This is a genomic window from Leisingera aquaemixtae (genome assembly GCF_019801145.1).
GTDB classification, from domain to species: Bacteria; Pseudomonadota; Alphaproteobacteria; order Rhodobacterales; family Rhodobacteraceae; genus Leisingera; species Leisingera aquaemixtae_A.
In genome coordinates this window covers 285,815-308,628 of sequence record NZ_JAHVJQ010000005.1, presented here as the reverse complement: position 1 = coordinate 308,628, position 22,814 = coordinate 285,815, and the positions used below count along the sequence as shown (strand labels likewise).

The 22,814-nt window shown below is 64.8% G+C and carries 22 protein-coding genes; 11 read left to right on the top strand and 11 right to left on the bottom strand.

Going from position 1 to position 22,814, the window contains the following annotated elements:
- The first annotated feature begins 9 nt into the window (after positions 1-9).
- On the top strand, positions 10-348 hold the full coding sequence (locus KUW17_RS14395; RefSeq protein WP_222480307.1) for a RidA family protein: 339 nt from the start codon (positions 10-12) through the stop codon (positions 346-348).
- Positions 349-485: 137 nt separating this feature from the next.
- Here KUW17_RS14395 and KUW17_RS14390 read toward each other — a convergent pair whose 3' ends face one another.
- The 8 genes from KUW17_RS14390 to KUW17_RS14355 all read right to left on the bottom strand — a co-directional run bounded on the left by KUW17_RS14390 (position 486) and on the right by KUW17_RS14355 (position 8,785).
- A complete protein-coding gene (locus KUW17_RS14390; RefSeq protein ID WP_222480304.1) occupies positions 486-1,043 on the bottom strand; it encodes a membrane integrity-associated transporter subunit PqiC in 558 nt (185 codons plus the stop codon).
- Position 1,044: 1 nt separating this feature from the next.
- Complete coding sequence (locus KUW17_RS14385) at positions 1,045-3,129, bottom strand: MlaD family protein (RefSeq protein WP_222480302.1); 2,085 nt, start codon at positions 3,127-3,129, stop codon at positions 1,045-1,047.
- The gene (locus tag KUW17_RS14380; RefSeq protein WP_222480300.1) at positions 3,116-3,760 is read right to left on the bottom strand and encodes a paraquat-inducible protein A; all 645 of its coding nucleotides are present in this window, start codon (positions 3,758-3,760) and stop codon (positions 3,116-3,118) included. Before KUW17_RS14380 ends, KUW17_RS14385 begins: the two co-directional genes overlap by 14 nt.
- Entirely contained in the window at positions 3,727-4,344 is a 618-nt protein-coding gene (locus KUW17_RS14375; RefSeq protein ID WP_222480298.1) for a paraquat-inducible protein A, read from the bottom strand. The genes KUW17_RS14380 and KUW17_RS14375 overlap by 34 nt, the downstream gene beginning before the upstream one ends.
- A gap of 227 nt (positions 4,345-4,571) precedes the next feature.
- Complete coding sequence (locus tag KUW17_RS14370; RefSeq protein ID WP_222480296.1) at positions 4,572-5,354, bottom strand: arginine deiminase family protein; 783 nt, start codon at positions 5,352-5,354, stop codon at positions 4,572-4,574.
- Positions 5,355-5,358: 4 nt separating this feature from the next.
- A complete protein-coding gene (locus tag KUW17_RS14365) occupies positions 5,359-6,963 on the bottom strand; it encodes a 5-guanidino-2-oxopentanoate decarboxylase (protein WP_222480294.1) in 1,605 nt (534 codons plus the stop codon).
- Positions 6,960-8,144, bottom strand: a complete 1,185-nt coding sequence (locus KUW17_RS14360) for a pyridoxal phosphate-dependent aminotransferase (RefSeq protein WP_222480292.1) — start codon at positions 8,142-8,144, stop codon at positions 6,960-6,962. Before KUW17_RS14360 ends, KUW17_RS14365 begins: the two co-directional genes overlap by 4 nt.
- Positions 8,144-8,785, bottom strand: a complete 642-nt coding sequence (locus KUW17_RS14355) for a TetR/AcrR family transcriptional regulator (RefSeq protein ID WP_315899401.1) — start codon at positions 8,783-8,785, stop codon at positions 8,144-8,146. The genes KUW17_RS14360 and KUW17_RS14355 overlap by 1 nt, the downstream gene beginning before the upstream one ends.
- Positions 8,786-8,882: 97 nt before the next feature.
- Between KUW17_RS14355 and KUW17_RS14350 the strand changes: the two genes are divergently transcribed.
- Genes KUW17_RS14350 through KUW17_RS14335 form a run of 4 tightly spaced genes read left to right on the top strand, consistent with a single transcriptional unit; the run spans position 8,883 to position 11,998 of the window.
- A complete protein-coding gene (locus KUW17_RS14350) occupies positions 8,883-9,680 on the top strand; it encodes an ABC transporter ATP-binding protein (RefSeq protein WP_222480288.1) in 798 nt (265 codons plus the stop codon).
- A 39-nt stretch (positions 9,681-9,719) separates the two neighbouring features.
- Complete coding sequence (locus tag KUW17_RS14345; protein ID WP_222480286.1) at positions 9,720-10,484, top strand: transporter substrate-binding domain-containing protein; 765 nt, start codon at positions 9,720-9,722, stop codon at positions 10,482-10,484.
- 9 nt (positions 10,485-10,493) lie between these two features.
- On the top strand, positions 10,494-11,240 hold the full coding sequence (locus KUW17_RS14340) for an ABC transporter permease (RefSeq protein WP_222480284.1): 747 nt from the start codon (positions 10,494-10,496) through the stop codon (positions 11,238-11,240).
- The gene (locus KUW17_RS14335) at positions 11,237-11,998 is read left to right on the top strand and encodes an ABC transporter permease (RefSeq protein WP_222480282.1); all 762 of its coding nucleotides are present in this window, start codon (positions 11,237-11,239) and stop codon (positions 11,996-11,998) included. The genes KUW17_RS14340 and KUW17_RS14335 overlap by 4 nt, the downstream gene beginning before the upstream one ends.
- Before the next feature lie 72 nt (positions 11,999-12,070).
- Here KUW17_RS14335 and KUW17_RS14330 read toward each other — a convergent pair whose 3' ends face one another.
- Entirely contained in the window at positions 12,071-12,412 is a 342-nt protein-coding gene (locus tag KUW17_RS14330; protein ID WP_222480280.1) for a hypothetical protein, read from the bottom strand.
- A 179-nt stretch (positions 12,413-12,591) separates the two neighbouring features.
- Between KUW17_RS14330 and KUW17_RS14325 the strand changes: the two genes are divergently transcribed.
- From KUW17_RS14325 to KUW17_RS14300, 6 genes are read left to right on the top strand one after another with little or no spacing between them, the layout of a single operon-like run.
- Positions 12,592-14,781 carry a NosR/NirI family protein gene (locus tag KUW17_RS14325; RefSeq protein WP_222480278.1) on the top strand — a complete coding sequence of 730 codons (2,190 nt, stop codon included), beginning with the start codon at positions 12,592-12,594 and terminating at the stop codon, positions 14,779-14,781.
- A gap of 11 nt (positions 14,782-14,792) precedes the next feature.
- Positions 14,793-16,700, top strand: coding sequence for a TAT-dependent nitrous-oxide reductase (gene nosZ, locus KUW17_RS14320; protein ID WP_019294814.1), 1,908 nt, complete (start codon positions 14,793-14,795; stop codon positions 16,698-16,700).
- 2 nt (positions 16,701-16,702) lie between these two features.
- A complete protein-coding gene (locus tag KUW17_RS14315) occupies positions 16,703-17,971 on the top strand; it encodes a nitrous oxide reductase family maturation protein NosD (RefSeq protein WP_222480276.1) in 1,269 nt (422 codons plus the stop codon).
- Positions 17,964-18,866, top strand: a complete 903-nt coding sequence (locus KUW17_RS14310; protein ID WP_222480273.1) for an ABC transporter ATP-binding protein — start codon at positions 17,964-17,966, stop codon at positions 18,864-18,866. Before KUW17_RS14315 ends, KUW17_RS14310 begins: the two co-directional genes overlap by 8 nt.
- Complete coding sequence (locus tag KUW17_RS14305; RefSeq protein ID WP_222480271.1) at positions 18,863-19,684, top strand: ABC transporter permease; 822 nt, start codon at positions 18,863-18,865, stop codon at positions 19,682-19,684. Before KUW17_RS14310 ends, KUW17_RS14305 begins: the two co-directional genes overlap by 4 nt.
- Entirely contained in the window at positions 19,681-20,199 is a 519-nt protein-coding gene (locus tag KUW17_RS14300) for a nitrous oxide reductase accessory protein NosL (RefSeq protein ID WP_222480269.1), read from the top strand. Before KUW17_RS14305 ends, KUW17_RS14300 begins: the two co-directional genes overlap by 4 nt.
- A 13-nt stretch (positions 20,200-20,212) precedes the next feature.
- Here the strand turns inward: KUW17_RS14300 and hisD are convergent, their stop codons facing one another.
- Complete coding sequence (gene hisD, locus KUW17_RS14295) at positions 20,213-21,490, bottom strand: histidinol dehydrogenase (protein ID WP_222480267.1); 1,278 nt, start codon at positions 21,488-21,490, stop codon at positions 20,213-20,215.
- Between the two features lie 154 nt (positions 21,491-21,644).
- Positions 21,645-22,616 carry a LysR family transcriptional regulator gene (locus tag KUW17_RS14290; RefSeq protein ID WP_222480265.1) on the bottom strand — a complete coding sequence of 324 codons (972 nt, stop codon included), beginning with the start codon at positions 22,614-22,616 and terminating at the stop codon, positions 21,645-21,647.
- Between the last annotated feature and the right edge of the window lie 198 nt (positions 22,617-22,814).

The following is a 22,814-nucleotide window of genomic DNA, read 5'->3' as shown; positions in this document are numbered from 1 at the left end:
GAGAAAATAATGATCGAACGGATCGACACCGGCACCCGCATGAGCAAGATCGTGAAGCACAACGGCGTAGCCTATTTGTGCGGCCAGGTCGGTGACGGGGCAGATGTGGCCGCGCAGACCCGCGACTGCCTGTCCCGCGTCGAGGCGTTGCTGGAAAAGGCCGGGTCCTCGCCGAAGCAGATCTTGCAGGCGATTGTCTGGCTCGCCGACATGGAGGACTTTGCCGAAATGAACGCGGTCTGGGATGCCTGGGTGCCCGAAGGCCACGCCCCGGCCCGCGCCTGCGGCGAGGCCAAGCTGGCGCGGCAGGAACTGAAGGTGGAAATCATCGTGACAGCGGCCTGCTGATACGGGATTTCCAATGCTGTATTGATCAGCCTTGCGGCAGGCGCCCCCGCGGTCCGGAAACCGGATAGGGGCGCCTGCTGGGCGCGCGGCCGCCCTTTAGGGGAGCCCCAGCGCCTGAACCTGTGCGGCAGCGGGCTCTAAAGGGACAGGGAGACCTGCCGGGCCAGTTCTGCCAGCGCATTGGCCAGCGCATCGGCGGTGGCAGACGGGCCCGTCCCGGTGACGGGCGTGTTGATATCAAACCGCTTCACAAGCTCCCGCACTGTGCCCTCTGGCGAGGAAACCGCGAACTGGCCGGACAGCTCAAAGATGCCGTCGGCGCGGGCATAGACCTGATCCACTCGCACATCCAGCCGCGCATCCGGGCCGGTGTTCAGCGGCCAGGGTTCAATGGCTGCGGCTGCGCCGGTGCGCTCGTTCAACCCGCGGGCCAGGGCAGCGGTCATGCCGCGGGCCGGGTCATCCGCCCATTGCGCGCCGTTCAGCGAAAAAAGTGCGCCGCCTTCACCCTCCGCGACGATGTCCGATGCCGCGGCGTAGGCGGGCAGGGAGACCAGCCGTACTTCGATCGTGCGGGAACGCAGGTTGGCGACGGTCTCGCCGGGGGCAGAGGAAATCAGATAGCGGGGATCGTTGCTCCCGGCGCAGGCCGCCAGAAGGGTAATGGGGAGCAGCAATTTCAGGGCTTTAATCATCTTATTTTCCAAACAGCAGGGAATTCGGGTCGCGTTCAATCTTGCGCGCCAGCTGGGAAACCGCACGGGCGGCAGTCCTGATCTCGCGCAGCGCGTCCAGCGTTTCGGAGTTGAAGCTGGAGCGGGCGCCGTAGGAGGCGATCAGCGCCTCAGACTGGGCCACGAGACGCTCCAGCCGGGCGGACAGCGCAGGCAGGCCTTCGGCGGCGGCGGCCACCGCGTCAGCCGCGCCGCGGGCAGAGGACATGGTGGCATTGGCGTTCTCGACCAACCCGCCCTGGCGCATGTCTTCCAGCGTGGCCTGCATCTCCTCCAGCGCAGCGGTCAGGGCCGGGGGCAGGGCGCGGGCGCCCTCTGTGCCGATCACCGCATCGGCGCTGTCCATCAGCTGGCTGGCGGAACGGATCAGCTCCTCGGCCTCCAGCGAATTCGCCTTGGCCGCCAGCGCCCGGAAGTCGGCGACCAGCGCGGGCAGTTCATCCGACGCCGCGGCAAGACTGGCGGCGGCCTGGCTGCCCTGGTCCAGGGCAGCGGTCAGTTTGGCCGCGGCCTTGCCCTGCTGCAGCTCCGTCAGCATTGCGCGCAGGTCAGCGACCGCGGCGTGCAATTCGCCGGGCAGGGCGCGGGTGCCGGGGTCGGTCACTAGGGCGCGGGCGTCTTCCAGCAAGGCGACGGCGGCCGCCGGGGTCTGGCGGGTGCTGTCGGCAGAGGCCAGGTTTTCGATGCTGGCCAGCGTCGCAATGACCTGCGCCATCAGCTCTTCGACCGGCAGCGCGTTGATGCGTTCCAGCATGCCTTCGGCGGTCGCGGTGAAATCCGGCAGGTTCGAGGGCGCGCTGGGCAGCTGCGGGAACGGTTCGGCGTTACGGGCAAATTGCGCGGGCGCCGCGTCTTCCAGCGTCACCAGCTCGACGATCAGCTCGGAGCTGAACAGGCTGGCAGAGGCCAGCCGGGCACGCAGGCCGCCTGCGACCGCCTGTTCCAGGAAATCGAGGGCCTCGGCCTCGCCGGAGCCGGGCGGCAGGCCCATCAGCGCGGGCTCAAGCAGCAGTTTGGCGATCAGCCGCACCTCAGCCTCGTCGCTGCCGCTCTGGATGGCGGCGTTGAGGCTGCTGACCTCGCCGACCCGGACGCCGCGCAGCTTGACCGCGGCGCCGCTGGCCAGACCCGCCACCGACTCGTCAAAGGCGACTGAGACGGCAACCCCGCCGGACAAGGTGCGGGCAAAGGCAGTGCGGCGGGCCGCGGCCTCGTCGGCGTGGATGTCGAAGACGGTGCCGAGACCAACCGCCTGCCCACCGTCGAATACGGAGTCGAACTCGATCCCGCCAGCCACCAGGGAGGCGATGCTGTCAACGTCCAGCGACAGCCCGCTGGGGCCGATCGAGACCGAGAAGCCGGAGCTGTCCCAGAACCGGGTGGCGGAATTGATGCGCCGGTCGTGGGGCGCGTCGATGAAGGCATCGACGACGATGCTGTCGCCGCTGACGGTCAAGCGCGGCTTTTCCAGCCGGCCGACCTCAATGCCGCGGAACAGCACCGGCGCCCCTTCGGAAATCATCCGTCCGTCATCGGTGCGCAGGGTAATCCGCCGGCCGCCACGGCCGGGCTGCGCCAGCGGCGGCCGGTCGGCGCCTTCAAAACTGGTTTGCGCAAGACCGGGGTTCTGGTCCCAGTTGCCTTCGATGTAGACGCCGGACAGCACCGTGCTGAGTCCCGAAATGCCGCGCGCTGACACTTCCGGCCGCACCACCCAGAAGGCGGCATCCGCATCCAGGTAGGGGGCGATGTCCTTGTCGATGCGGGCCTGAACGGAGACCTTGCTCAGGTCGCCGGCAAAGCCGACTTTTTCCACCCGGCCGATCACCACGTCGCGGTAGCGCACAGCGGTTTCATTGGCGGCGATGCCGGAGGCGTTTTCAAAGCTGATGGTGATCAGCACGCCGCGGTCGGAATAGGCTTTCCAGGCTACCCCTAGGGAAACCGCCAGTGCCACCAGCGGCACCAGCCAGACCAGCGACAGATTGCGCCAGGGCGAGGGCCGCCGGGCGGAGATTTTCATCGGGGCGGGGTCAGGCGTGGTCATTCAAATTCTCGCTTTCCGCGTTCCAGATCAGGCGCGGATCAAAACTCTGGGCTGCCAGCATGGTGAAGGCAACCGACAAGGCAAAACTGACCGCAGCAGCGCCCGGCGCCACGGCGGCGGCAAAATCAAGCTGGACGAGGGCGGTCAGGATCGCCACCACAAAGACATCTATCATCGACCAGCGTCCGATAAATTCAACCACCTCATAAAGCACCAGGCGGCTATGGCTGCCAAGGGCTGCAGGCTGGCGGACGGAGATCGCGAGATAGGCGATGGCCAGGAATTTGGCCACCGGGATCACGATACTGGCAAAGAAAACAATCAGCGCAACGCCGTATGAGCCGTGGCTGAACAGTTCGGCAATGCCGCCGATCAGCGTGTTTTCGGAAGAACGGCCAAAAGTTGTCGTGCGCAGCATCGGGTAGAGATTTGCCGGAACATAGGCGATCATCCCCGCCGCCAGCCAGGCCCAGACGCGCTGCAGGCTGGCGGGGCCGGCGGGCTCCAGCGGGCTGCCGCAGCAGGCGCAGGCCCGGGCGCCGCCGGGATTGGCGGTGCCGCAGGCGCGGCAGCCGGTCAGCCCGGCGGCTGCGGCAGTCAGGAACGGCCGCGGGTTTTCAGCGTCTTCCATACGGTCAGCCTGCAAATGGAATTGTCGGTCAGGATGGTCACAATCAGCAGCGCGGCAAAGGCCCAGAAGGCCGGCCCCAGCCCGACCCGGGCCAGGCCGGAGACTTTGACCAGGGCCACCGCCACGCCGATGATGAAGATCTCGGCCATCGCCCAGGGCTTCAGCCGCTCTGCCCAGCGGTAGGCCGTAGCGGCGTGCGGCGCCGGGTGCCAGCCCAGGGCCATCGGCGCCAGAGTGTAGATCAACGCGCAAAAGCGCGCCGCAGGCAGCAGCACGATCAGCAGGCCGGTTGCCAGCGACAACGGTGCCATCGGTCCGCGTGAAAAGGCAAGCACCGCATCCAGCACCGAGGCCTGGTGCGACAGTCCCTGGGCCTTCAGTTCAAGAAACGGGAAGCCGGCCGCTGCGGCGAGCAGGATCAGCGCGGTCAGCGACAGCATTGCGATCCGGGTCATGGCGCCCGATTTCGGTGCCGCCAGCACCGTGCCACAGCGGGCGCAGCGGGCCACTGTATGGGCCTTTACTTCCTGGTCGCGGTTCAGAACGTCGCAGGTCGGGCAGGCAATAAGCTGATCTGAATCCATGATTCTGAAGTCCGGTTTCACCGCTTGGAGCGCTGCGGCGCGAGGGCGCAACCGCTGGCGCTCATGATCACGATAATGCGGATCATGGCAATCGGAACATGGCCTTCGTGCAGCGGGACAGGCCGCGGCGATCAAGGATAGGGGGCAGGCGGCGCTGGGCGGGCAGCGTCAGCACGCAGGGCTAGGGGGCTGCGCAGCTGTGGTGCGGCTGCGCGGCAGAGCCAGGGTCAGAACCGCAGCGACAGGCAGGACATGCCGCCGTCCAGCTTGGCGCAGTCGGTGTTGTCGATCTCGACGATCTCGTATCCGGCCTTGTCCAGCAATTCCACCGTGCGTGGGAAACCCGCCGCCATAAGGACAAGGTTGTTAAAACGGATGGCGTTGGCGGCCGCTTCCTCGCCGTCGGCCACATGCAGCACCCGGTAGCCTTCGAAACAGCCGGAAGCATCGAGGCGCTTTGTCGACAGAATCGTCTCGGCATCCATCAGCGAGCAGTCGGTCTTGAAATGCAGCACGCCCTCGGGGGTGAAAACTTCGCGCAGCGAATGGCCCCATTCGGCGGCAATTTCTGCCAGTTCGGCCACGCCTTCGGCGTCGGTGCGGTCGGAGCGGCCGACCAGGATCTCCTTGCCGGTCACCAGAATGTCGCCGCCCTCGATATGGCCGGGGCCGGCGATTTCGCGGACGTCATCGTAGCAGGCGCGCAGGGTGGGGGCCATTTCCGCCACCTCACCCAGCCGAGACGGCGCGCCGGGGCGCATCAGGATCGCCCCTTGCGGCAAGCAAAGGGCAGTGTCCTCGACGAACTGGGCATCGGGGAAAGCCTCCAGCGGATCCAGTTCAATCACCTCGGCGCCGGTGCTGCGCAGCGCAGCGACATAGGCAGCGTGGGCAGCCAGCATGCTGTCGAGGCTGGGGTTGCCGATATCCTCGGCGCGCAGGCCCTTGGCAATGGTGGAGGCGGGGCGGCGGGTGATGGCGCGGGTGAACTCAAAGGTTGGGTTTCGCATGGGGTTACTCCTGGCCCGGAACGGTTCCGGTGACGTCGATTTCGAGGATGGATGGGGTGCCGCGTTTGCTGGCTTCCCGGAGCGCGGCGGCAATTGCCTGCGGTTCCATCGGCACGCGGGTGTAAGGGATGCCGAAAGAGGCGGCGGCGGGACCGAACTCCGGCGGTGTGGGGTCGCAGCCGACCACGGGGACGTCCACGGCCTCCATCGAGGTTGCGATCTCGCCATAGCCGCGGTTGTTCCAGATCACGAAGGTGATGGGCAGGTTTTCGTCCACGGCGGCCATGATCTCCGGCAGCGAGAACTGGGCGCCGCCGTCGCCGGCGATGCAGATGACATGTGCGGATGGATCGGCAATCGAGGCGCCGATCGCGGCGGGGATACCGTAGCCGAGTGCGCCATAGCCGGTAGCGGCATTGAACCAGCCGCCGGCGCGTTCGTGATCATAGTAGAGATTGCCGGCATAGATCGGCTGGGTGGAATCGCCGATCATCAGGGCGTTCGGCACTGCGTCGCGCATGGCGTTCAGCACCTCGACCTGCTCGCGGTAGTCCGGGCCGATCTCCTCATACGCGGCGGCTCGGGTTTGGTTCGCGCGCTGGGCGCCCTGGCTTTGCTTGGGCGCAGCAGGCAGGGCTGCGAGCAGCGCGGCAGTAGCCTCGCCGGCGCGGGCGTGGATGGCGAGGTCTGTCTCGTGTCGGGCCAGCTGTTCGGCGCAGATGTCGACCCGGATCAGCCCGGCCATGTCAGCCATGCCGCCGGTGGCATACATGTCGTAATCGGTCGGCCCCAGTTCGGTTCCTAGTGCCAGCACGCAATCGGCATCTTGGATCAGCTCCCGGACCGCTTGCAGGCTGGGGCTTGCAGGAATGGTCAGCGGATGGCCGTGCATCAGCCCGCGGGCGTTGACGGTTTGCACCACAGGCGCGTCGAGGCGTTCGGCCAGGGCCTGCAAGCCTGCGCCTGCGCACTTGGCACCCCCGCCAGCAAGGATCACAACTTTGCCTGCTTTGGACAGGCGGGCCGCTGCCTTGGCAATTTGGCCGCTGTCGAGCGGCGGCTGAGTGGAAGCCGGGGCGGGAAAGCCTTCCTGCGATGCTGTGCCTGCCACGTCCAGCGGGATCTGGATGTGGGTGGGGCCGGAGCGGCCAGCGGCAAAGGGGGCAAAGGCGCGGTCCAGCGAGGCCTCCAGCTCATCGGGCCGGGCAACGTGTTCAGAGGCCAGCGCCACGGTCTTGGCCAGCGCGTGCTGATCCGGCAGCTCGTGCAGGTGGCCGTGGCCCTTGCCGAGCGTGGTGCTGGTGTTAACGCCGGAAACCACCAGCACCGGCACTGAATCCGCGCGGGCCTGGGCCATCGGGGTCAGCGTGTTCGTCAGGCCGGGGCCGGTGATGACAAAGGCCACGCCCGGCTGGCCGGAGACCCGTGCAAAACCGTCAGCCATGAAGCCCGCGCCTTGTTCGTGGCGGGGGGTGACATGACGGATGCCAGAGGCGGCCAGGCCGCGATAGAGCTCCACGGTGTGCACGCCAGGGATGCCGAACACGCAGGTGACGCCGCGTGCCTTCAGCCCGGCAACCAGGGCTTCGCCAACGGTTTTCGTGGTCATGCGGCGCCTCTTGCATTGCGGTTTGCGTGGGCGGCGATCCGGTCGAGCGCGGTGGCAAAACTGTTGTCGTCGATGGTGAGGGCAACCCGCACCCAGTTGCGAAGGCCGTCGCCGAAGGCGGAACCTGGCATTACCGCGACGCCGCTGTCCAGCAGGTCCCAGGAATAGGCGTCGCCGTCCATCCCGGTGGCGGAGACGTCGATCAGAGCAAACATGCCGGCTTCGGGCCGGTGGACGCGCAGGCGGGTCTCAGCGTGCAGGCGTTGTTCCAGCAGGGCGGCGCGGGCGGCAAAGCGGGCGGCCATCCCTGCGGCGACGGAAGAGCCCTCGCGCACCGCCTTTTCGGTCATGTCGGCGATAAAGGGCTGGTTGCCGAACAGCATGGTTTCCGAGACCGGCAGCAGGGCTGCACAGAAGTTGGCAGGCCCGGCGCACCAGCCGCTGCGGAAGCCCGGCGCGGCGTGCGACTTGGAAATCGAGGAGACTGCGATCACCCGCTCCGCCAGGGCCGGATCGGAGAGAGGGGAGACAAATTCCGCGCCCTCAAAGACCAGGTGCTCATAAACTTCGTCGGAGATGATCCAGAGATCGTGTTTCACCGCCAGCTCGCCGATTTCCCGCAGGTCCTGCGGTGTCAGGATGGCGCCGGTCGGGTTGTGCGGGGTCGTCAGCAGGATGGCGCGGCTGCGCGGGGTGATGCGGGCGGCGATGTCGCTGGCCTGCATCCGGAAGCCGGCCTCGGGCCGCAGCGGCACCGGCACCATGCCGGCGCCGGACGCGCGGATCACGCCTTCGTAGGTGGCATACATCGGGTCGCCGACCAGCACCTCGGTGCCGGGTTCGGCCACGCCTTGCAGCACAGCATAAAGCGCGGTCTGGGTGCCGGGAAAGCAGAGGATGTTTTCCGGCCCGAAATCCCGCCCGCGGGTGGCGGTATAGGCCTCGGCCAGAGCAGCGCGCAGATGCGCCTCGCCGCGGCCGTCGGAATACCCGGTGCGGCCCGCGTGCATGGATTGCGCGGCGGCCTCGACCAGTTCCGGCGGGGTTGGCACGTCGGGTTCGCCGATGGTCATCTCCACCAGGTCGGCGCCGGCTGCTGCCAGTTGCCGTGCCCTTGCGTGCACTTCCCATTTGCCGCCGCCAAGCCCGGCCAGCCGTTCAGTGATTGCTGTCAGCCTCATCAGGTTTCAGCCTCCTGCTCCAAATCCAATCCAGTAATGGCGGCAACCGATTGCCGTCCGATTTCAACCAGTTCGCCAGCTGCGAAGGCATCCGGCAGGGCGCCGCCCTCCAGCCACAGCCCGTCGATCACCGCGTTGCAGGCAATCGCCAGCTGGCGCAGCCGCGCCGCCGGGGCGGGGTGCCCGGCCTCTTCCAGCGCGGCGGCGATCAGCGCCTCCAGCCGGTCGCGGAAGTAGGCATAGGTGCGCTGGTGGGTTTCCTTCATCTGCGGATCGTTCTGCACCTTGTTGAGGAAGCTGGCCCAGAGCGCCAGCGCGCGCGGATCGACCACCGGCGGGGTCAGCGAGCCGTCGACAAAAGCCCTGAGACGCGCCCGGGCGCTGCCTGCCGCTGCCCCGGGTGCAAAGGTCAAGTCCGTCATCTGGTTCATATGGTGTTCATAGGCCGCGATGATCAGCTCTTCCTTGGAGCTGAAGTAATGCCGGATCAGCCCCTGGGTGACGTCGGCACGCTCGGCAATGCCCCGCACCGTGGCGCCGCGCACACCGTTCTCCGCCACCAGTTCCAGCGTGGCGAGAATCAGCGCTTCCTTCCGGGCTTCGGCGGATTCGCGTTTGAATTTGCGGCGCTCGTCGGTCACCTCAGCTCCTGTTTTTGTGCTGGCGGAGAAATTATACACTTGCATAATTACTCGAGTCGCGGCTTACTGCAATCGGAAAATTCGGGAAGACGCAAAGATGGACACAGCCGCAGCAGCCGCATCCTCGCCGGAGACAGACACGCGCCGGGAGGCAATCCGGGTCGAGGATCTGCACAAGTCCTTCGGCAATCTGGAAGTGCTGAAGGGTGTGGATCTGACCGCGCATCAGGGGGATGTGGTGGCGATCATCGGCGGCTCCGGCTCCGGCAAATCCACCATGCTGCGCTGCATCAATTTCCTGGAGACGCCGAGCTCAGGAAAAATCGTGATCGGCGGCGAGGAAGTGGTAATGCGGGGCGACGGCAGCCCGGCCAATCAGAAGCAGATCGAACGAATCCGGACCAAGCTGGCGATGGTGTTTCAGCAGTTCAACCTGTGGACCCATCGGACGCTGCTGGAAAACGTGATCGAGGTGCCGGTGCATGTGCTGAAGGTGCCAAAGGCCGAGGCCATCGCGCGGGCGCACGAGCTGCTGAACCGGGTGGGGCTGGGCGGCAAGGAGGACACCTATCCCGCCTATCTGTCCGGCGGGCAGCAGCAGCGGGCGGCGATTGCGCGGGCGCTGGCGGTGGACCCGTCGGCGATGCTGTTTGACGAACCGACCTCAGCGCTGGACCCGGAACTGGTGGGCGAGGTGCTGACAGTGATCCGCGACCTGGCCGCCGAGGGGCGCACCATGCTGCTGGTGACCCACGAGATGAAATTCGCCCGCGAAGTCGCAAACCACGTTGTCTATCTGTACCAGGGCCGCATCGAAGAGCAGGGGCCGCCTGCCGAGGTCTTTGGCAATCCGCAATCAGACCGTCTGAAGCAATTTCTGAGCTCGGTCGCCTGATCCACTACCACCAAAATAAAAACCAACTGGGAGAATAACATGAAACTGAAAGCATTGCTTGCCGCGGCAACCGCGGCTGCCGCTCTGTCCGCTGGTGCGGCTGCTGCCGAACAGGTGAAAATTGGCATCGCCGCGGAACCCTACCCGCCGTTTGCCTCGCTCGACAGCTCGGGCAACTGGGTCGGCTGGGAAGTCGAGGTGATCGGTGCGGTCTGCGGCGCGGCTGAACTGGACTGCGTGATCACGCCGGTGGCCTGGGACGGCATCATTCCGTCGCTGACCGGCCAGCAGATCGACGCCATCATGGCTTCCATGTCGATCACCGAGGAGCGGATGAAGACAATCGATTTCTCCGATCCCTATTACAACACCCCGGCGGTGATCGTGGCAGACAAGTCGATGGACATCGCGCCGACGCCGGAATCGCTGGCGGGCAAGATTGTCGGCATCCAGGCCTCGACCATCCACCAGGCCTATGCGCAGGAATACTTCAAGGATGCCGAGCTGAAGGTTTACCAGACTCAGGATGAAGCCAACCAAGATCTGTTTGCGGGCCGCATCGACGCGACCCAGGCAGACAGCATCGCGATGGCGGATTTTGTCGGGTCCGATACCGGCAGCTGCTGCGAGATCAAGGGCGCGGTGGCGGATGACCCGGCGATTTTGGGCCGTGGTGTAGGTGCAGGCGTGCGCAAGGGCGACGACGCGCTGCGCGAGGCGCTGAACAAGGGCATCGCGGCGATCCTGGCCGACGGCACCCACGAGAAGATCACTGCCAAATACTTCACCACCAGCATCTACTAAGGTGCTGCCGTGACCGGACTGTTCGAACTACTGGGCCTCGGCGCCAGCGCAGAGCTGCTGTCGCTGTCAGGCTGGGGAGGCAACCTGTTGCGCGGGCTTGCCAACTCCCTGCAGATCGCCTTTGGCGCTTTTGGGCTGGGGCTGGTGATCGGGCTGTTCGGGGCCTATGGCAAACTCTACGGCGGAAAGGTCACACGTGATCTTCTCGCCATCTACACCACGGTGATCCGGGCGGTGCCGGAACTGGTGCTGATCCTGATCCTCTATTATGTGGGCAGCGATATCATCAACAAGATCTCCGAGGCGATGGGCGGCGGCCGGGTCGAGATCAACGGCGTTGCGGCCGGAATCTGGGTCTTGGGCGTGGTGCAGGGGGCTTATGCCACCGAAGTGCTGCGCGGCGCCATCAAGGCAGTGCCGGTGGGGCAGATCGAGGCGGCGAAATCCTATGGCATGCCGGCCTTTATGATCATGCGGCGGGTGACGATCCCGGCAATGATGAGCTTTGCGGTGCCGGGGCTGGCGAATCTGTGGCTGATCGCCACCAAGGACACGGCGCTGCTGGCGGTGGTCGGCTTCAACGAGCTGACGCTGGAAACCCGGCAGGCGGCGAGCAGCACGCGGGCCTATTTCACTTTCTTCCTCGCGGCCGGCTTCCTTTATCTGATGGTGACGCTGTGCTCCGGCGCGGTCTTTGCCCGGGTTGAGAAATGGGCTCGGCGCGGCCAGCCCTCGCTGAAGGGGGGCGCGCGATGATCAGCCTGAAGGACCTGATGCAGCCGCACCGCATCGTGATGATGCTGGTGTTTGCGGGTATCGTGATCTGGTGCGCCATTGCGCTGCGCTGGGACTGGATCCCGAAATACGCGCCGCTGGCGCTGGAGGGGCTGTGGGCCACGGTGTGGATCCTGGCCGTCTCGACTTTCTTCGGCTTCATGCTGGCGGTGCCGCTGGGATTGGCGCAGGCGGTGGGACCCTGGTACCTGTCGATCCCGGCGCGCACCTTCTGCACCATCATCCGTGGCACGCCGCTACTTTTGCAGATCTGGCTGCTTTATTACGGGTTGGGGTCGCTGTTCCCGCAGTTTCCCTGGATCCGCTCCTCCGAGCTGTGGCCCTACTTGCGGCAGGCCTGGCCCTATGCGGTGCTGGCGCTGACCCTGTCTTATGCGGGCTATGAGGGGGAGGTGATGCGCGGGGCGTTTTCCGGCGTTGCCAAGGGGCAGCTGGAGGCTGCGAAGTCCTTTGGCATGCCGCGCTTCACCATGTTCCGCCGGATCTGGCTGCCGCAGGCAGTGCGCAATGTGCTGCCGACCTTGGGCGGGGAGACCATCCTGCAGCTGAAGGCAACACCGCTGGTGGCGACAATCACGGTGATGGAAATTTATGCGGTTTCCTCGCGCGTGCGGGCCGATACTTTCATCGTTTATGAGCCGCTGTTGCTGCTGGCGCTGGTCTATATGGCGATTGCCGGCGTGATTGCCCTGGCCTTCCGCCGGCTTGAGAAAGGCTGAAGTGGCAGACATTTAACGCGTTTTTCGGGCCGCTGGGAAATGGCCCGAAATTTCTGATTAATGTGACATACATCAAATAACGGCACTGAAGTTCCCTCTAGTGTCGGCGGCGAATGCATCAAGAGATTCTTGTAACAGATGCCGCGCACACTTTTCATATCCTCTGCTTGCCGCGCCGGCCTGTTCCGGCGGCTGGCGGGGCTGTGCGCGGTTTTCATGCTGGTACTGCAAGTGGCCTTTCCCGGTGCGGGGCAGGCGGCGAGCGGTGGTGAATGGATAGAGATCTGCGGCGAGTTTGGCGTAGTAGAAATCCAGATCGCTGGCGAAGACAGCGAAGAGGGGCAGGATTGCCCCAAATGCAGCACCTGCGCTCTCTGCGCGGCTGAGACCGGGGCCGGGCCGGCAGGCATTCATACAACTGGCATGAGCCGGGCGGCGGGCTGCACTGTGCTGCTGCCTGCGGGCACTGCGGTGCAGCCTAACCCGGCACAATACTGGCACGATGGCCGTGGGCCTCCGCTGGTCACTGAGATAGAATCCGAACGCGCATTCCGCGCGTCCGTGGCAGCCACTCAAAATAAGGGAGAGGCGCCATGGTCCTGACACGCGCCTTCCGGGGCTGGCTGACAGCCCTTGTGATAACGATCGCCGCCGTAATTGCCGCGGCGGCTGAGGCCGACAGCCTCGACAGCTTCCTGACAGAATTGACACCTGCAGACCTGGTGCCCGGCGCCGAGGCGTTTGGCCCGGTGCGCACGGATGTGCCGGTGGCACCGGTGCTGAAGGCGGGCGAGACAGTTGCCTATGCTTTCCTGACCTCCGATTTCGTCGGCACCACCGGCTACAGCGGCAAGCCGATCCATGTGGTGGCAGCAATTGACACCGATGCGGTGCTGACAGGCGTGAAGCTGGTCAAGCATTCAGAGCCGATCGTGCTGATCGGGATACCCAATTCCAAGATGGTCAAGCTGACCGAGAGCTATGCGGGTCTCGACCTGAAGGCCGAGGCGGCGGCGGGCGGCGATGCCCATGACCTCGACATCATCTCGGGTGCGACGGTGACGATCATGGTGATCGACGACAGCCTGGTGCGGGCGGGTATCAAGGTGGCCCGAGCGCTGGGGCTGGGCGGGCTGTCGCCGGTGCAGCCGGACGGGCCGAAGCGCGAGGTCGACATGGCCCGCGAGGAAGTCGCGGACTGGACCACGCTGGCGGGCGACGGGTCCGTGCGCCGGATGACGCTGGACGTGGGCCAGATCAACGCGGCCTTTGAGGCCACCGGCGATCAGCGCGCGATCAAGCGGCCGGAGCCGGGTGCCCCGGACGACACTTTCATCGACATGCACATGGCGCTGGTTTCCGTGCCCTCCATCGGCAAGTCGCTGCTGGGCGAGGCGGAGTATCAAAACCTGCGGTCCTGGCTGAAGGAAGGCGAGCAGGCCATCCTGGTGCTCGGGCGTGGCAGCTACAGCTTCAAGGGGTCCGGCTATGTGCGCGGCGGTATCTTCGACCGCATCCAGCTGATCCAGGGCGATGCCTCGGTGCGGTTCTTTGACCACCAGCACAAGCGGCTGGGCGAACTGGCGACGGCGGATAGCCCCAGTTTCGGCGAGTTGGACCTGTTCAAGATCCCGGCAGATGCGGAGTTTGACCCGGCTGAACCGTTCCGCCTGCAATTGCTGGTGCAGCGGTCCGTCGGAGCGCTGGAGCGGGCATTCCTGACCTTTGACTTGGGTTACAATCTGCCCGAGCAGTACCTGCTTCCCGCTGCGCCTGCGCCCAAAGTGGTTGAGGACGACACCGGCGAGGCAGCCGCCAAGGCCGCGCTGTGGCAACGGATCTGGAAGGACCGCACCCTCGAGATCGGTGTGCTGGGCGTAATGCTGCTGGTGCTGACGGGGGTGTTCTTCTTCCAGTTCCACGCGACCGTGAACGCGCGCACCTTTTACTGGTTCCGCATCGGATACCTGACCGTCACCCTGGTGTTCCTGGGCTGGTACGCCAATGCGCAGCTTAGCGTGGTGAACCTGATGGCCCTGGCGGGCAGCTTGCGCGGCGGCTTTTCCTGGGACGCCTTCCTTCTGGACCCGCTGGTCTTCATCCAGTGGTTTGCGGTTGCTGCAGCGCTGTTGTTCTGGGGCCGCGGCGCCTATTGCGGCTGGTTGTGCCCGTTCGGCGCGCTGCAGGAGCTGACCAACAAGATCGCCCGAGCGTTCAAGGTGCCGCAGATCACCCTGCCTTGGGGCCTGCATGAGCGCCTTTGGCCTGCGAAATACATGATCTTCCTTGGCTTGTTCGGAATCTCGATGATCTCGATCCCGCTGGCCGAAACCTATGCCGAGGTTGAGCCGTTCAAGACCGCGATCATCCTGAAGTTCGTGCGCGACTGGCCTTTCGTGGTCTTTGCCTTGGCGCTGCTGCTGGCGGGCCTGTTCATCGAACGGTTCTACTGCCGCTACTTGTGCCCGCTGGGCGCGGCGCTGGCGATCCCGGCGCGGGTGCGGATGTTCGACTGGCTGCGCCGCTACAAGGAATGCGGCAGCCCCTGCCAGACTTGTGCCAACGAGTGCCCCGTTCAGGCTATCCACCCAACCGGTGAGATCAACCCGAACGAATGTGTTGACTGCCTGCATTGCCAGGTTCTGTACCAATCCGAAGCCAAATGCCCGGTTGTGATCAAACAGCTGAAACGCCGGGCCAAGACCGGCAGCCCGGGTCCGGAGATTGCTCTGGGCAGGCCGCCTGCCAATCACCCCAACGCGAACAGGACAAAAGTTTCCTGAAGGAGGACGTTATGTCTGAAGAACTGAAAAACAAACTGCCCGTCACCCGCCGCGGCCTTCTGGGGGCCACTGCCTCCGGTGCCGTTCTGGCGGCCACTGGCGCCGGTTCCGCACTGCTGGGCGCGAAGCCCGCGCAGGCTGCTGGTTTCGGCCTGGAGCCGGGCGAACTGGATGAATACTACGGCTTCTGGTCGTCGGGCCAGACCGGCGAACTGCGCATCATGGGCGTTCCGTCCATGCGCGAGCTGATGCGGGTGCCGGTGTTCAACCGCTGCTCTGCCACCGGCTGGGGCCAGACCAATGAGTCCCTGAAAATCCTGACCGAAGGCCTGCTGCCGGAGACCAAGGAATTCCTGGCCGCCAACGGCAAGGTCACCTATGACAACGGCGACCTGCACCACCCGCATATGTCGTTCACTGACGGTACCTATGACGGCCGCTACCTGTTTATGAACGATAAGGCCAACACCCGCGTCGCCCGCGTACGCTGCGACGTGATGAAGTGCGACAAGATCATCGAGATCCCGAATGCCAAGGACATCCACGGCCTGCGTCCGCAGAAGTTCCCGCGCACCGGCTATGTCTTTGCCAACGGCGAGCACGAAGCGCCGCTGATCAACGATGGCCAGATCCTGGATGATCCGTCGCAATATGTGAACATCTTCTCTGCCATCGACGGCGACACCATGGAAGTCGCCTGGCAGGTGATCGTCTCGGGCAACCTGGACAACACCGACTGCGATTATCAGGGCAAATACGCCTTCTCGACCTCTTACAACTCGGAAATGGGCATGAACCTAGCCGAGATGACCGAGAGCGAGCTGGACCACGTTGTTGTCTTCAACATCAAGGCGATTGAAGAGGCAATTGCGGCAGGCGACTATCAGGAGCTGAACGGGGCCAAAGTCGTGGACGGGCGCAAGGAGTCCGGCAAGAACTTCACCCGCTACATCCCGATCCCGAACTCGCCGCACGGTGTGAACGCTGCACCCGACAAGAAGCACATCATGATCAACGGCAAGCTGTCGCCGACGGTTTCGGTCATTGATGTGGAGAAGGTCGACGCGCTGTTCAGCGACAACGCCGATCCGCGCTCTGCCATTGTGGCAGAACCGCAGCTGGGCCTTGGCCCGCTTCACACCGCCTTCGACAACCGCGGCTATGCCTACACCACCCTGTTCCTGGACAGCCAGGTGGTGAAATGGGACATCGCCAAGGCAATCGAGGCCTATGCGGGCGCCGATGTGGACCCGATCATGGACAAGGTCGATGTGCAGTATCAGCCGGGCCACAACTCCACTTCCATGGGTGAAACTGCCGAGGCGGACGGCAAGTGGCTGATCTCGATGAACAAGTTCTCCAAGGACCGGTTCCTCAACGTGGGCCCCTTGAAGCCCGAGAACGAGCAGCTGATCGATATCTCCGGCGACAAGATGAAGGTGGTGCACGATGGCCCGACATTTGCCGAGCCGCATGACTCGATCCTTGTTCACCGTTCCAAGGTGAACCCGGCCAGCACCTGGCAGCGCAACGACCCGATGTGGGAAGACGCGCGCAAGCAGGCCGAGGCGGATGGTGTCGATCTGGACGACTATCAGGACACCATCATCCGCGACGGCGACAAGGTGCGCGTCTACATGTCGAGCCAGGCGCCGAACTTCAGCCTGGAGAAGTTCACGGTGAAGCAAGGCGATGAGGTCACCGTCTATGTCACCAACCTGGACGACATCGACGACCTGACCCACGGCTTCTGCCTGTCGAACTTCGGCATCGCGATGGAGGTCGGCCCGCTGGCAACTGCCTCTGTCACCTTCAAGGCGGAGCGTCCGGGCGTGCACTGGTACTACTGCCAGTGGTTCTGCCACGCGCTGCACATGGAAATGCGCGGCCGGATGCTGGTCGAGCCGCGGAGCGCGTAACCATGAAACGGCTCCTGCCCATATCCCTGGTTGCGGCCCTTGCCGGCCTGGCGCCCGTCTGGGCGGCGGATTGGGATGTGCCCAACCGGGCAGGGGCCATCGCTGAAACACTGGCGCAGGCGGCGGATGGCGACACCCTCCGCCTCGCCCCCGGCGAATACGCCGAAACCCTGGTGCTGGACCGGCCTGTCATTCTGGACGGGCAGGGCCAGGCCACATTGGACGGGCAGGGCAAGGGATCGGTGATCACCGTGACCGGGCCGGGCGTGACCGTTCAGAACCTAACCGTTGTTGGCTCCGGTTCCTCGCATCAGGAGATCGACAGCGGCATCAAACTGACCAAGACCGCTAAGGCGCCGCAGATTCTGAACAATGTGCTGCTAGGCAACCTTTACGGCGTGGATATTCACGGCGCCCGGGACAGCCTAGTGCAAGGAAACCGGATCGAGGGGCGTCTCGACCGGCACATGAATGCCCGCGGCAACGGGGTCTATGTCTGGAACGCGCCGGGCGCGGTCGTGGACGGCAACGACATCCGATTTGGCCGCGACGGGATCTTTGTGAACAGTTCCAAAAAAAACGCCTTCACCAACAACACATTCCGCGACCTGCGGTTTGCCGTGCATTACATGTATGCCGACAATTCCGAAGTATCGGGCAACGTCTCGATCGGCAATCACCTGGGCTATGCGGTGATGTTCTCAAAGCGGGTCAAGGTGACCGGGAATGTGTCGCTGAACGACCGCGATCACGGGGTGATGCTGAACTATGCCAACCAGGGCGAGGTGCGCGGCAACTATGTGAAGGGCGCCAAGGACAAATGCACTTTCCTCTACAACGCGCACAAGAATGATTTCTCCGGCAACTGGTTCGAGGGCTGCGGCATCGGCATCCACTTCACCGCGGGCAGCGACGGCAACCGGATGGTCGGGAACGCCTTTGTCGGCAACCGGCATCAGGTGAAATTTGTCTCCACCAAATGGGTGGAGTGGAGCGAGGAAGGCCAGGGCAACTACTGGTCCGATTTCGCAGGTTTTGATGTGGACGGGGATGGCATCGCCGATGCGCCCTACCGTCCGAATGACAGCATGGACCACGTTCTGTGGACCCAGCCGGCGGCGAAACTGCTGATGGGATCGCCCGCGGTGCAGCTGGTGCGCTGGTCGCAGTCGGCGTTCCCGGCGCTGCTGCCCGGCGGGGTGATCGACAGCCACCCGCTGATGCGGCCAGAGCGGCCCGGGGCCGCCAGAAAGGTTGAACAAGATGGATAACGCAAACAGCCCGCTGCAAATTCGCGCGCTGGACAAGTTCCGCGGCAGGACCCAGGTGCTGCATGGCATCGACCTGGACATCGCGCCGGGCGAGCGGCTGGCGCTCTTGGGCCACAACGGCGCGGGCAAGTCGACGATGATCAAGGCGGTGCTGGGCCTGATCCGGCATGAGGGCGGCAGCATCCGCATTTGCGGTGCGGCGCCCGGCAGCGCCGCGGCGCGGGCGGCCACTGCCTTTCTGCCAGAGGCGGTCAGTTTCCACCCGGCGCTGACCGGGCATGAACAGCTGGCGCTGTTTGCCCGCCTTTCCGGTGAACGCGCTGACATCGAGGGCCTCTTGGAACGGGTCGGGCTGGGCGAGGCAATGCACCGCCGCATCGGCGCTTATTCCAAGGGGATGCGGCAGCGGCTGGGGCTGGCACAGGTCCTGCTGGGCCGCCCGAAGCTGGCGCTGCTGGATGAACCCACCAGCGGCCTGGACCCGATCTCGCGCCAGGACCTCTATGCCATCATCAACGAGCTGGCGGAGCAGGGGGCGGCGGTGCTGATCGCCTCCCACGCGCTGACAGAAGTGGAGGCGCGCACCGACCGTATTGCCATTCTGCGCAAGGGCGTGAAGGTCGCGGATGACACGCTGGCGGGCCTGTCGGCCCAGGCCGGGCTGCCGGTCAAACTGCGGGTGCAGGCCAGCGGCGCGCACACCGACCGGATCGCAACAGAGACCGGCGGGCGGCGGATCAACGGCGCCTCGGTCGAGATCCTGTGCTCGCCGCAGCAAAAGATGGCCGAGCTGCGCAAGATCGCCGCCATGGGCGATGCGGTGGCCGATATCGACATGGTGCCGCCGCGGCTGGAAGACCTCTATCGCCATTACTCCGGGGAGGACCGCAAATGAGACGTGCCTTTGCCATTGCCCGCGCCGAGATGCTGATCCTGCGCCGCAACCGCTGGCTGTTCATGGCGACGCTGATCATGCTGGCCTTTGCGCTGGCGCTGTCCTTTGCCGGATCGGCGCCGACGGGAACGCTGGGGGTGGACATGCTGACCGTTTCGGTCGCCTCGATGACCACCCTGTCGGTCTACCTGGCGCCGCTCCTGGCGCTGATGATGGGATTTGACGCGGTGGCAGGCGACCGCGACCGGGGCAGTCTTGCCCTGCTCCTGGCCTACCCCGCGGGGCGGGCCGAGATTCTGCTGGGCAAGCTGATGGCGCATCTGGCCGCCCTGGCTGTCGCCATGTGCATCGGATTTGGCGCGGCGGGGGCCGTTGCCGCATGGTTCGGCGGTGCAGGCACAGAGAGCCTAATGGCGCTGGGGCGGCTGGTGCTGACATCGATCCTGCTGGGGGCCGTGTTCCTGGTGCTGGGCTATGCGCTGTCGGCGCTCAGCAGCGGTGCAACAGCTGCCGCGGGTCTGTCTGCGGGAGTCTGGCTGGTGTTTGTGGTTCTTTATGACTTGGGACTGCTGGGGGCCGTGGTGATGGACAGCGGCGGGGTCTTTACCCAGAAGATTTTCCCCTGGGTGATGGTTGCCAATCCGGCAGATGCGTTCCGGTTGTGGAACGTGGCGGCCTCGGAAAGCGTGGCCCTGTCCAGCGGCATGGCAGGCGCAGCCAGTGCGCTGCCCGGCTGGGCCGCACCGCTGTCGCTGCTGCTGTGGCCCGCGCTGGGCTTTTTGCTGGCCTGTGCCGCATTCCGGAGGGTGGAGCCATGAAACGCCTTATCCTTGCGGCTGCTCTGGTCCTGTCCGCCTGCCAGGAGGAGGAGGCCAAGGCGCCGCCTGCGCCGGTGGAGCTGACGGAGGCGGCGCTCAGCTACTTCTGCCAGATGAATGTCGCGGAGCACGGCGGACCCAAGGGGCAGATCCATCTGGACGGTTTTCCGGCACCCCTGTTCTTTGCCCAGGTGCGCGATCTGGCGGCCTATGTGAAAAGCCCGGAACGGGATGCGGAGATCACCGCGATCTATGTGAGCGACATGGGCGCAGCGGCGAGCTGGGAACATCCCGGCACCGACAACTGGATTAACGCAAATGAAGCGCATTTCGTGGTCGGCTCCAACGTCGCGGGCGGCATGGGCGCGCCGGAGGTTGTGCCGTTCGCCTCGCCTGAGGCGGCCACGCGGTTTACGCAGCGCTATGGCGGCACCGTCGCCGGGTTCGAGGGTATCCCTGACGAGGCGGTGCTGGGGCCGGTTGATCTGGACCAGCAGCTGGAATCCCCGTCCTGAGCGCGAAGCAGCTTCAGACAGTTTCGGGCTGCAGCCGCATCTCGGCGGCGATGGCGTGGCCTTCCATCCCTTCCATCCGGCTGATGCGGGCGGTGCGCTGGGCCAGTTCATGCGAGGCGGCGGCATTGCAGCGCTGCCAAGTCACGGTCTTGGTGAACTTGTGCACCGACAGCCCGCCGGTATAACGCGCGGCACCGCTGGTCGGCAGCACGTGGTTCGGGCCTGAAGTCTTGTCGCCGAAGGACACCGTGGTTTCCTTGCCCAGAAACAGCGAACCATAGGCAGTGAGGCGTTCCAGCCACCAGTCCAGACCCTCTGCCTGCACCTGCAGATGTTCCGGCGCGTAACGGTCAGCCACCTGCGCGGCCTCTTCACGGCTGCCGCACAGGACGACCTCGGCGCGTTCGTGCCAGGCGCGATGAGCGGCAGAGAGATTGGGCTCGGGCAACTTTTCAATCAGCGCCTGTGCGCGGGCCATCACGCCCTTGGCCAGCGGCTCGCTGGTGGTGACCAGCCAGACCGGGCTGTCGGCACCGTGTTCCGCCTGGCTGACCAGGTCCCAGGCGACCGTTTCAATGTCAGCCGTGTGATCGGCGATTACAAGTGAATCGGTTGGGCCTGCAAACATGTCGATGCCGACCGGGCCGAACAGCATCCGCTTGGCCTCCGCCACGTAGGAGTTGCCGGGGCCGACCAGGATGTCGGCGGGCTGCGATCCGAACAGGCCCTGCGCCATGGCTGCAATGCCCTGCACCCCGCCCAGGTTCAGGATCAGGTCGGCACCGCTGAGGTCCATCGCATAGATGATCGCATCGGGGATGCCGGTGCCGGGGCGCGGCGGTGAGACGGCGGTGATATGGGGCACGCCAGCCACCTTGGCGGTGGTGATCGTCATCAGCGCGCTGGCGATATGGCTGTAGCGCCCGCCCGGCACATAGCAGCCGGCGCTGGACACCGGGATCTGCTTCTGGCCCGCAATCAGGCCAGGGATCACTTCCACCTCGCATTCGCCCATCGTGGCCTTCTGCGCCTCGGCAAAGCGGCGGATGTTGGCGTGCCCGAACCGGATGTCCTCCTTGAGCTGATCCGGCACCCGGTTGCAGGCGGCGCGGCGCTGGGCATCGCTCACCACAGCCGGGCCGGTCCAGCCGTCGAGCTTTTCGGCATAACGGCGGGCCGCTTCCTCACCCTCCCGCTCGATACTGGCAAGCATCACGGCGACGGTGTCGCGGATGCCGCTGTTCTCGGCGGCGGGGCGGGGCTGGGCCTGTTTCAGATAGGTGATTGCCATTTGGGTCAGCTCATTTTCCGTTTGCGGGCCGCCGGATGTGCTGCAAGGGCACGGCGCGGGATGCGCCTAAAACAGCGCCCCAGCGGCCAAACCGTCAAGCTATGGCCGGCAGATTTCGAAAAACACGGATGTTTGTTTCTAATTGCCGGGGGGCCTAGGCGTCTTTGGCGGGCAGCGTCCGGAATTCTTCCCCCAACCACGGGAAGCGCTGGCTGATCGGGTCGGTGAAGTGGAGGCGCAGGGATTTCTGCAGCGCCTCGTGGATCAGTTGCGAAGTGGCAGCGGGATAGACGCTGGTGGTGAACAGCGAGACCGTTCTGGCAAAGCTTTTGCCTGGAAAACGCACCACTTTGATCTTCTCATGGAAACGCTGGGCGCGGTGGTAGCTGGCAGCGGTGGTGACAGTCCAGCCGCTGCCCTCGGACACCAGGCCGATGATCGACTGGTTGCATTCCAGCTCAAACCGGTTGGGCAGGGCGATCTTGAGGCGGCTCAGCTGGGTTTCGATCTGCTTGCCGATGGTGTGGTCGCGGGAATAGCGCAGGAAAGGCAGGGGCGCGTCTGCCTTGGTCAGCTCTTCGATGCTGCCGGTGTAGCCTGCCGGCACCACCAGGATGAACGGATCGCGCATCAGCGGGTACTCGATCAGATCGGGCAACAGCCCGGACGGGCGGGTGGCAACGCCTGCATCCAGCTTCTGGGCCTGCAGCTTCTCAATGATCTCGTGGCTGGGGCGGGTGTAGTGGCGGAAGCTGCACCGGGGCAGCGCGGTGGAGAGGAACTGGAACAGCTCCGGGCCGACCTCATTGTCGAAATCATCCAGCAGCGCCATCCGCAGATCGGTGGCGTGCTGCCAGCTGCCGGAGCGGATTTCCGCCTCGCCGCGCCTCAGCGTCATCAGCCCGTCGTAGACATAGCGGGCAAAGACCACCCCGGCCGGCGTCAGCCCCATCGGGCGGCGGGTATGGTCCACCAGTTCTACGCCAAGGGCGTTTTCCAGACTGCGCAAGTGATTTGACACGGTGCTGATCGAAAGGCCGGTTTCCGCAGCGGCCTTCTGGATTGATCCCGACTTGGAGATCAGCTGGAATACCTCCAGCCAGCGCAGACTCAGCGTCTTTTGCATATGCCTTCCTCCCTTGTGGTTTGCATATGCTATCAGCAGCTGCACGCCATTACATCCGTAAAAAACGAAACTAAGTTTTACATTCGCCGGAAGAGTAACTTTATTCTACTGCCAAATTGCTTCCCGGATATGGTTTGCCGTGCAAAAATCCAAACCTGAAGGCCCGCGGAGAACGGGTCCGGTGTATCAACTGGGAGA